Raw genomic sequence first — 5,501 nt, 5'->3', positions numbered from 1 at the left:
TCGGCGATGCATCGTTTCACTGCTGAGTTCGGGATGGGATCAGGTGGTTCCAATGCTCTATGGTCGTCAAGAAATTCGGTAGCCAGGTCGTTTACCTTACGGTTAACGCTCCAGCGAATGGGTATGTAATAGTTTGGTGTTTTGTGAGGTGCAAACTTTCGGTTTGTATCGTCTTCACACACCGCAATCTGGTCTTTCGATCAAATTGCTTGGGTGTTATATGGTCAAGCCTCACGGGCAATTAGTATTGGTTAGCTCAACGCCTCACAGCGCTTACACACCCAACCTATCAACGTCGTAGTCTTCGACGGCCCTTTAGGGAACTCAAGGTTCCAGTGAGATCTCATCTTGAGGCAAGTTTCCCGCTTAGATGCTTTCAGCGGTTATCTTTCCCGAACATAGCTACCCGGCAATGCCACTGGCGTGACAACCGGAACACCAGAGGTTCGTCCACTCCGGTCCTCTCGTACTAGGAGCAGCCCCTCTCAAATCTCAAACGTCCACGGCAGATAGGGACCGAACTGTCTCACGACGTTCTAAACCCAGCTCGCGTACCACTTTAAATGGCGAACAGCCATACCCTTGGGACCGGCTTCAGCCCCAGGATGTGATGAGCCGACATCGAGGTGCCAAACACCGCCGTCGATATGAACTCTTGGGCGGTATCAGCCTGTTATCCCCGGAGTACCTTTTATCCGTTGAGCGATGGCCCTTCCATACAGAACCACCGGATCACTAAGACCTACTTTCGTACCTGCTCGACGTGTCTGTCTCGCAGTCAAGCGCGCTTTTGCCTTTATACTCTACGACCGATTTCCGACCGGTCTGAGCGCACCTTCGTACTCCTCCGTTACTCTTTAGGAGGAGACCGCCCCAGTCAAACTACCCACCATACACTGTCCTCGATCCGGATAACGGACCTGAGTTAGAACCTCAAAGTTGCCAGGGTGGTATTTCAAGGATGGCTCCACGCAGACTGGCGTCCACGCTTCAAAGCCTCCCACCTATCCTACACAAGCAAATTCAAAGTCCAGTGCAAAGCTATAGTAAAGGTTCACGGGGTCTTTCCGTCTAGCCGCGGATACACTGCATCTTCACAGCGATTTCAATTTCACTGAGTCTCGGGTGGAGACAGCGCCGCCATCGTTACGCCATTCGTGCAGGTCGGAACTTACCCGACAAGGAATTTCGCTACCTTAGGACCGTTATAGTTACGGCCGCCGTTTACCGGGGCTTCGATCAAGAGCTTCGCGTTAGCTAACCCCATCAATTAACCTTCCGGCACCGGGCAGGCGTCACACCCTATACGTCCACTTTCGTGTTTGCAGAGTGCTGTGTTTTTAATAAACAGTCGCAGCGGCCTGGTATCTTCGACCGGCGTGGGCTTACGCAGTAAATGCTTCACCCTCACCGGCGCACCTTCTCCCGAAGTTACGGTGCCATTTTGCCTAGTTCCTTCACCCGAGTTCTCTCAAGCGCCTTGGTATTCTCTACCCAACCACCTGTGTCGGTTTGGGGTACGGTTCCTGGTTACCTGAAGCTTAGAAGCTTTTCTTGGAAGCATGGCATCAACCACTTCGTGTTCTAAAAGAACACTCGTCATCAGCTCTCGGCCTTAGAATCCCGGATTTACCTAAGATTCCAGCCTACCACCTTAAACTTGGACAACCAACGCCAAGCTGGCCTAGCCTTCTCCGTCCCTCCATCGCAATAACCAGAAGTACAGGAATATTAACCTGTTTTCCATCGACTACGCTTTTCAGCCTCGCCTTAGGGACCGACTAACCCTGCGTCGATTAACGTTGCGCAGGAAACCTTGGTCTTTCGGCGTGGGTGTTTTTCACACCCATTATCGTTACTCATGTCAGCATTCGCACTTCTGATACCTCCAGCAAGCTTCTCAACTCACCTTCACAGGCTTACAGAACGCTCCTCTACCGCATCACTTACGTGATACCCGTAGCTTCGGTGTATGGTTTGAGCCCCGTTAAATCTTCCGCGCAGGCCGACTCGACTAGTGAGCTATTACGCTTTCTTTAAAGGGTGGCTGCTTCTAAGCCAACCTCCTAGCTGTCTAAGCCTTCCCACATCGTTTCCCACTTAACCATAACTTTGGGACCTTAGCTGACGGTCTGGGTTGTTTCCCTTTTCACGACGGACGTTAGCACCCGCCGTGTGTCTCCCATGCTCGGCACTTGTAGGTATTCGGAGTTTGCATCGGTTTGGTAAGTCGGGATGACCCCCTAGCCGAAACAGTGCTCTACCCCCTACAGTGATACATGAGGCGCTACCTAAATAGCTTTCGAGGAGAACCAGCTATCTCCGAGCTTGATTAGCCTTTCACTCCGATCCACAGGTCATCCGCTAACTTTTCAACGGTAGTCGGTTCGGTCCTCCAGTTAGTGTTACCCAACCTTCAACCTGCCCATGGATAGATCGCCCGGTTTCGGGTCTATTCCCAGCGACTAGACGCCCTATTAAGACTCGCTTTCGCTACGCCTCCCCTATTCGGTTAAGCTTGCCACTGAAAATAAGTCGCTGACCCATTATACAAAAGGTACGCAGTCACCCAACAAAGTGGGCTCCCACTGCTTGTACGCATACGGTTTCAGGATCTATTTCACTCCCCTCTCCGGGGTTCTTTTCGCCTTTCCCTCACGGTACTAGTTCACTATCGGTCAGTCAGTAGTATTTAGCCTTGGAGGATGGTCCCCCCATATTCAGACAAAGTTTCTCGTGCTCCGTCCTACTCGATTTCACTGCAAAGATGTTTTCGCGTACAGGGCTATCACCCACTATGGCCGCACTTTCCAGAGCGTTCCGCTAACATCAATACAGTTTAAGGGCTGGTCCCCGTTCGCTCGCCACTACTAAGGGAATCTCGGTTGATTTCTTTTCCTCAGGGTACTTAGATGTTTCAGTTCCCCTGGTTCGCTTCTTGTACCTATGTATTCAGTACAAGATAACCATCTTATGATGGTTGGGTTCCCCCATTCAGACATCTCCGGATCAAAGTCTGTTTGCCGACTCCCCGAAGCTTTTCGCAGGCTACCACGTCTTTCATCGCCTCTGACTGCCAAGGCATCCACCGTATGCGCTTCTTCACTTGACCATATAACCCCAAGCAATCTGGTTATACTATGAAGACGACATTCGCCGAAAACTTGCAATTACTCACAAATTTTACCTTAGCCTGAATAAACACCAGTGAAAGTGTCATTCAGTCTATCTTTCTATTACATACCCAAATTTTTAAAGAACGATCTAATCAAAAGATCAGAAATCAACATTCACCATCGTGCTGATGGAATGCTCATTTCTAAGCTTTACGATACAGAAGCAAGTTTATGGTGGAGCCAAGCGGGATCGAACCGCTGACCTCCTGCGTGCAAGGCAGGCGCTCTCCCAGCTGAGCTATGGCCCCATACAAAATTGGTGGGTCTGGGCAGATTCGAACTGCCGACCTCACCCTTATCAGGGGTGCGCTCTAACCAACTGAGCTACAGACCCAATTTCGAGCTTGTAACTGTTAGCGTGAGCTATCAGCTTGGAGCTTAAAGCTGCTTCTATCGTCTTCTTCAATGAATCAAGCAATTCGTGTGGGAACTTATGGAGCAGCTGATGTCGTCGATTAAGGAGGTGATCCAGCCGCAGGTTCCCCTACGGCTACCTTGTTACGACTTCACCCCAGTCATGAATCACACCGTGGTAACCGTCCTCCCGAGGGTTAGACTAGCTACTTCTGGTGCAACCCACTCCCATGGTGTGACGGGCGGTGTGTACAAGGCCCGGGAACGTATTCACCGTGACATTCTGATTCACGATTACTAGCGATTCCGACTTCACGCAGTCGAGTTGCAGACTGCGATCCGGACTACGATCGGTTTTATGGGATTAGCTCCACCTCGCGGCTTGGCAACCCTTTGTACCGACCATTGTAGCACGTGTGTAGCCCAGGCCGTAAGGGCCATGATGACTTGACGTCATCCCCACCTTCCTCCGGTTTGTCACCGGCAGTCTCCTTAGAGTGCCCACCATTACGTGCTGGTAACTAAGGACAAGGGTTGCGCTCGTTACGGGACTTAACCCAACATCTCACGACACGAGCTGACGACAGCCATGCAGCACCTGTCTCAATGTTCCCGAAGGCACCAATCCATCTCTGGAAAGTTCATTGGATGTCAAGGCCTGGTAAGGTTCTTCGCGTTGCTTCGAATTAAACCACATGCTCCACCGCTTGTGCGGGCCCCCGTCAATTCATTTGAGTTTTAACCTTGCGGCCGTACTCCCCAGGCGGTCAACTTAATGCGTTAGCTGCGCCACTAAGAACTCAAGGTTCCCAACGGCTAGTTGACATCGTTTACGGCGTGGACTACCAGGGTATCTAATCCTGTTTGCTCCCCACGCTTTCGCACCTCAGTGTCAGTATCAGTCCAGGTAGTCGCCTTCGCCACTGGTGTTCCTTCCTATATCTACGCATTTCACCGCTACACAGGAAATTCCACTACCCTCTACCATACTCTAGCTTGCCAGTTTTGGATGCAGTTCCCAGGTTGAGCCCGGGGATTTCACATTCAACTTAACAAACCACCTACGCGCGCTTTACGCCCAGTAATTCCGATTAACGCTTGCACCCTCTGTATTACCGCGGCTGCTGGCACAGAGTTAGCCGGTGCTTATTCTGTCGGTAACGTCAAGACACTAACGTATTAGGTTAATGCCCTTCCTCCCAACTTAAAGTGCTTTACAATCCGAAGACCTTCTTCACACACGCGGCATGGCTGGATCAGGCTTTCGCCCATTGTCCAATATTCCCCACTGCTGCCTCCCGTAGGAGTCTGGACCGTGTCTCAGTTCCAGTGTGACTGATCATCCTCTCAGACCAGTTACGGATCGTAGCCTTGGTGAGCCATTACCTCACCAACTAGCTAATCCGACCTAGGCTCATCTGATAGCGCAAGGCCCGAAGGTCCCCTGCTTTCTCCCGTAGGACGTATGCGGTATTAGCGTCCGTTTCCGAACGTTATCCCCCACTACCAGGCAGATTCCTAGGTATTACTCACCCGTCCGCCGCTCTCAAGAGGTGCAAGCACCTCTCTACCGCTCGACTTGCATGTGTTAGGCCTGCCGCCAGCGTTCAATCTGAGCCATGATCAAACTCTTCAGTTCAAACATCTTTGGGTTTTGAGAAAACCCTAAACTTGGCTCAGCAATCGTTGGTTACATCTTTGATTTCTCGCGGAGTAACTTGTGATGCTGATAATCTTTTTGACTATCAGTCTGACTCCACAAGCACCCACACGAATTGCTTGATTCAGTTGTTAAAGAGCGGTTGGTTAAGCTTTCGCTCAACCGAGGCGCGCATTCTACAGCAGCCTCTGTTGCTGTCAAGCGGTTATTTTAAGATGTTTTCAAAGTTTCCTCTGTAACATCAACCACTTGCGCTTTCGATCTCTCGTCAGCGGGAGGCGAATTCTACAGCGTTACACGCTGCTGTCAAC

2 tRNA genes and 3 rRNA genes are annotated in these 5,501 nt (G+C 50.9%); all 5 read right to left on the bottom strand.

Annotated elements, in window-relative coordinates:
* Nucleotides 1-71: ribosomal RNA gene (rrf, locus tag CJF39_RS22185) — 5S ribosomal RNA — on the bottom strand; the annotation flags it as partial.
* 149 nt (nucleotides 72-220) lie between these two features.
* Nucleotides 221-3,112 (bottom strand): 23S ribosomal RNA (locus tag CJF39_RS22180).
* Nucleotides 3,113-3,348: 236 nt separating this feature from the next.
* Nucleotides 3,349-3,424, bottom strand: a tRNA-Ala gene (locus CJF39_RS22175).
* Between the two features lie 9 nt (nucleotides 3,425-3,433).
* Nucleotides 3,434-3,510 (bottom strand) — tRNA-Ile (locus tag CJF39_RS22170).
* 122 nt (nucleotides 3,511-3,632) lie between these two features.
* Nucleotides 3,633-5,169, bottom strand: a 16S ribosomal RNA gene (locus tag CJF39_RS22165).
* Nucleotides 5,170-5,501: the final 332 nt, after the last annotated feature.

Origin of the sequence: Pseudomonas lundensis (assembly GCF_002269125.1) — a bacterium.
GTDB classification, from domain to species: Bacteria; Pseudomonadota; Gammaproteobacteria; order Pseudomonadales; family Pseudomonadaceae; genus Aquipseudomonas; species Aquipseudomonas lundensis_A.
The sequence above is the reverse complement of the archived record's forward strand: the minus strand, read 5'-3'. Positions and strand labels throughout refer to the sequence as shown.